Annotated in this window: 4 protein-coding genes; 1 reads left to right on the top strand and 3 read right to left on the bottom strand. The window is 34.1% G+C overall.

What is annotated here, in order from left to right; translation table 11 throughout:
* Positions 1–949: glutamate-1-semialdehyde 2,1-aminomutase (locus ACKI67_RS07480; RefSeq protein WP_407462855.1), on the bottom strand; the 949-nt coding region annotated here is incomplete at its 3' end.
* A gap of 179 nt (positions 950–1,128) precedes the next feature.
* Here ACKI67_RS07480 and ACKI67_RS07475 point away from each other — a divergent pair.
* Entirely contained in the window at positions 1,129–1,650 is a 522-nt protein-coding gene (locus tag ACKI67_RS07475) for a nitroreductase family protein (RefSeq protein WP_407462853.1), read from the top strand.
* 807 nt (positions 1,651–2,457) lie between these two features.
* On the opposite strand, the gene ACKI67_RS07470 is transcribed toward ACKI67_RS07475, so the two are convergent.
* On the bottom strand, positions 2,458–3,588 hold the full coding sequence (locus ACKI67_RS07470; protein WP_407462852.1) for a 3-dehydroquinate synthase II: 1,131 nt from the start codon (positions 3,586–3,588) through the stop codon (positions 2,458–2,460).
* Positions 3,589–3,669: 81 nt separating this feature from the next.
* Positions 3,670–4,470: a 2-amino-3,7-dideoxy-D-threo-hept-6-ulosonate synthase gene (locus ACKI67_RS07465; protein WP_407462851.1), complete on the bottom strand. Its 801-nt coding sequence runs from the start codon at positions 4,468–4,470 to the stop codon at positions 3,670–3,672.
* Positions 4,471–4,559: the final 89 nt, after the last annotated feature.

Genomic DNA, 4,559 nt, shown 5'->3' with positions numbered 1-4,559 from the left:
AATTGCCATAAAATGGATAATCAAGTTTTGCCAATGTTGAAAGACCTGCTTGAACTGAAATAGGGTTTCCGCTAAAGGTTCCAGCTTGATAAACCTTACCGTTAGGTGCAATCATTTCCATGATTTCCTTTTTACCTGCATAAGCACCAATTGGGAATCCTCCACCTAATATTTTAGCAAAGGTTACTAAATCAGGCTTGACTCCATAATACTCTTGAGCTCCTCCACGAGAGACTCTAAAACCAGTGATAACTTCATCAAAGATCAAAACAATGTCATTTTCCTCGGTAATTTCCCTTAGGAATTTAAGGAATTTGACTGTAGGCTCTACACAACCGATATTTCCCATAACAGGCTCTACGATAATGCAGGCAATGTTTTCTCCTTCCTCATCAATCAATTTGGTCAATGCATCAACATCATTGAATGGAACAGAAAGAGTGTTTTGGGTTGTTTCCATTGGAATTCCAGCTGAATCAGGAAGACATGCTGCACCGGAACCTGATTTTACAAGCACATAGTCATGAGCTCCATGATAAGATCCTTCAAACTTGACTATCTTATCCCTGCCTGTAAATCCTCTTGCAAGTCTTATTGCAGCCATTGTAGCTTCAGTTCCAGAGTTTACGAAACGAACCATCTCAGCACATGGAACCCTATCGATAATTTCCTGAGCCAATTTAACCTCGTTTTCAGTAGGTGCACCATAAGCGGTTCCCTTTTGCATCTGTGCATAAACGTCATTCATGACATCATCGTCACTATGACCAAGCAATATAGGACCATAAGCCAAACAGTGGTCAACATAATCGTTTCCATCAATGTCTTTGATGTGAGAACCTTTCGCTTCCTTTACAAAGAATGGATATGGTTCAAAAGCACGTACTGGAGAGTTAACTCCTCCAGGAGTGATGGTTTTACTTATTTTAAATAATTCTTCGCTATTCATGATAATAATTCCTATAAGTTTAATTTAAATGAATAATTTTAATCATAAATCAAATATTGATATAATATAGTTTATTTATCTTAATTAATAGTTATTTCTATTTTATAAAAAGTTTAATATGATAAACTATAAAAATCAATTTAAGAAATAAACAAACAACTAATTTTAAGGATGATAAAATGGATTTATTGGATGTAATGCTAAAAAGAAGAAGTGTGAGAAAATATACTAATGAAGAGATTCCGAATGAAAAGATGAACAAGATCCTGCAAGCAGGACTCCTTGCCCCAACAAGCAGAAACCTGAAGCCATGCAATTTTTTAGTTATTGAAAACAAGGACACATTAAAGAAAATAAGCGAATCAAAAGCATTTGGAGCTTCATTTGTAAAGGATGCAAATAGGGCAATAGCTGTAATTGCAAACAGCGAGATTTCAGATACATGGATTGAAGATTCATCAATAGCTTTAGCATTCATGCATTTGATGGCTGCAGAACAGGATGTTGGAAGCTGCTGGATTCAACTACATTTAAGAAAATCCAAATTGGGAGAATCATCAGAAGACCTTGTACGTGACATTTTAGGAATTGATGATTACTTTAGAATAGTTGGAATATTGGCTTTGGGAATTGAAGATGGGCATATGGAAGCTTACAGCCTTGATGATATCGATAAGGAAAAAGTCCATTATCTTCGTTAAATTGTAAAAAAAAAGAGCAATAGTTATATTTTTTTATTTTTTAAAAAAATGATTTATGAATCTAATCCTAATGGATTAAGATTCAAATCATTCCCAATATCTACATTGCAGGATAAAATCCTGCAATCCCTAAGATAGATATTGTAAATCCATAAAAAAGGTTTGGGTCAAAAAGTTTAATGAATAAACTTTTTAAACTCTACTAATGAATATAAATGAAATAATATTTAAACTTTTTTAAATGTTTATAAATTGCAGGATGTGAACTTTACAAGCCAAAGGAAACTCAAGAACAACTTAGGGAGTTGTTTAAAAACAAAATCTTGTAATAAAGTTTTTTCCTACAATTTAAAGGGCATTATGACCTCATAACAATTTGTATACAATCATTATGATTATAAAGGCCATGCACCACAAATAAATGAGATACACAACCAGTGCCAACCAAATCTTTGATCGGGCAGACATAATGACCCTCCTTTTTTAGGATTTGCCAAGAAGAATTTTCTTCAATAATATCCTGAATCCAATTCATGGCAATACAGCAAAAATGCATAATATCACCTCCTGGACTTAAAGAGTTTACATTTAGGTATAAAAATATATAATTCCTTTTATTTATAGTTTATTTTTAATATAAATCTTTAAAAATTATTATTTAACCTTAATATTGATTTAAAATCATTATAATATTATAACAATCTTGTTATAATATAGATTTAAATTTGTTAAAAAAAAGTAAAAATAGATAAAAAAAAATTAAAAAAAATGATTTAAGAGCGATTGCCCTTAAGAATCTAAAAAAAGTTATTGTTCAATGATCTGCTCATCAATAGCCATACCAAAATGTCTTGCGCTATCGTCAATAAATCCTTTGACCTTCATTCCAGGTTCTAAAACTGAAACGGAAATAGGTTCTCCATTTTCATCGACTAATCTTATTGTTTCTGCATTTTGAACCAATGATTTGATTTTCATATCTTCAAATTCCGCTTCAATCAAAAGAAGTGGTCTCTTTTCTATTTTGGATCTGCCTACAATGGACTTTTTGGTTTTTCCATCCGCATCAACGATCAATACCTCATCACCGGTTTCAAGCTCTGACAAGTATCTTGTCTTGTTTCCAGGCACCATAACATAAGCTTGAACAGGACCTGCATTCACTCTAAAAGGTCTTGAAGCCACATATTCGCTTTCAAGGCTTTCACTGTGAATAAAAAACATTGCCTTTGAATAGGAACCTATGAGCATTCCTTCTCCAGGCTTCATCATGGTTGTTGTATCTATACAGACTCTGTCTCCTGAACCTACAGGTTCCACATTGGTAATTGTCAAATCCATCAATTTGTAGCTTTCTGTTGAAAGCTCATCAATAAGATTTGCAATATCCTTGATTTGTGCAAATTCCTGTGGTTCGAATATTACACCATCTGTACCTACTTCCAATGTTTCCATAGCCACTTTTGCATCATCGGCGGTTTTTACCGCAGCTATGATGTTCACATTTTCCTTTTGCAAGTCTGCAATGATGTTTTCAAGGGGAATGATTGTCCAATCGGTTGCTACAAGGATTATATAATCAACAACTCTGCCTAAGGTCACAGCCAATTGCTCATGCAATTTATCGGTAATGACTATATAGGCACAGACAGTTTTTCCAGAGTTTTTAGCTTCATTTGCTTTAGCAAGGTCTGCTGATTCATTTAAGTTGTCATTCAGTTCAAGAGTTCCATCTCCTTCACCATCCATTCCAACTAAATATATGTCAGCATCCTCTTCATCGGAAATGATTTTGAAATTTCCTACCTTTCGGATGTTTTCACTGTCTTCTATATCAAGAACGTAATCGATTCCTGATTCGAGTGCTGTTGTGATCAATTCTTTCTTATCGTCCCAACTTGCTTTAGGGGACATAATCCAAGCGAATTTATTTGACAATTTTAATCTCCTTTAAATTTATTATTAATCGTTAAGCATAGATAAAAACTATTTGCAATAAGCTTAATTTATTATAATTATTTAACCTTTGAGGATTTTTAAAGCATCTTCTACGTCCATATCATTATGAACTACTTCTGCAATAGCTTTAGTTATTTTTCCAGGGTTTTCAGCTTGGAAAAGGTTTCTTCCAAATGCTACACCTGCTCCTCCTACTTCAAGGGAATCTCTAACCATTTCTAAAAGTTCCCTATCGGTTTCCACTTTAGGTCCTCCTGCAATGACTACAGGAACCAATGCACCATCAACTACTTCCTTAAAGGTATCAGGGTCACCGGTATAATTGGTTTTTACGATATCAACACCAAGTTCGGAACCTACACGTGCTGCATGCTTTACCATTTCCACATCATGTTCATCTTCCACTTTTTGTCCTCTTGGGTACATCATCGCTAAAAGTGGAATTCCCCAGTAACTGCAGGTTTCAGATATTTCACCAAGCTCCATAAGCATTTCAGGTTCTGTTTCAGAACCGATGTTTACATGCACGGACACTGCATCTGCACCTAATTGGATTGCTTTTTCAACACTGGTTACAGTTACCTTATTGTTTGGATCTGGGCTTAAGGAAGTACTTGCAGACAAGTGTACAATAAGACCGATATCCTTACCGTATCCTCTGTGTCCGAGTCCTACAATACCTTTGTGCATCAATATTGCATTTGCTCCACCTTGGGAAATGCTTTCAACAGTCTCATCCATATTAATTATTCCTTTGATAGGACCACTTGATACACCATGGTCCATAGGAGCAATTACGGTTCTTCCGGTTTTTCTATTGAAAATCCTTTCTAAACGAATTTTTTTACCTATTTCAGTCATAAGATTAGTCTCCATTAATATTAAATATTATATATAAATCTAAAATTTAAATCTAAAATTTTTATATATTTATAGGTAAATTTTTAATA

The sequence above is a fragment of the Methanobrevibacter sp. genome (genome assembly GCF_045577275.1).
Lineage (GTDB): Archaea > Methanobacteriota > Methanobacteria > Methanobacteriales > Methanobacteriaceae > Methanobrevibacter.
Note: the sequence above shows the minus strand (reverse complement) of the source record. Positions and strands in the feature narration are given on the sequence as shown.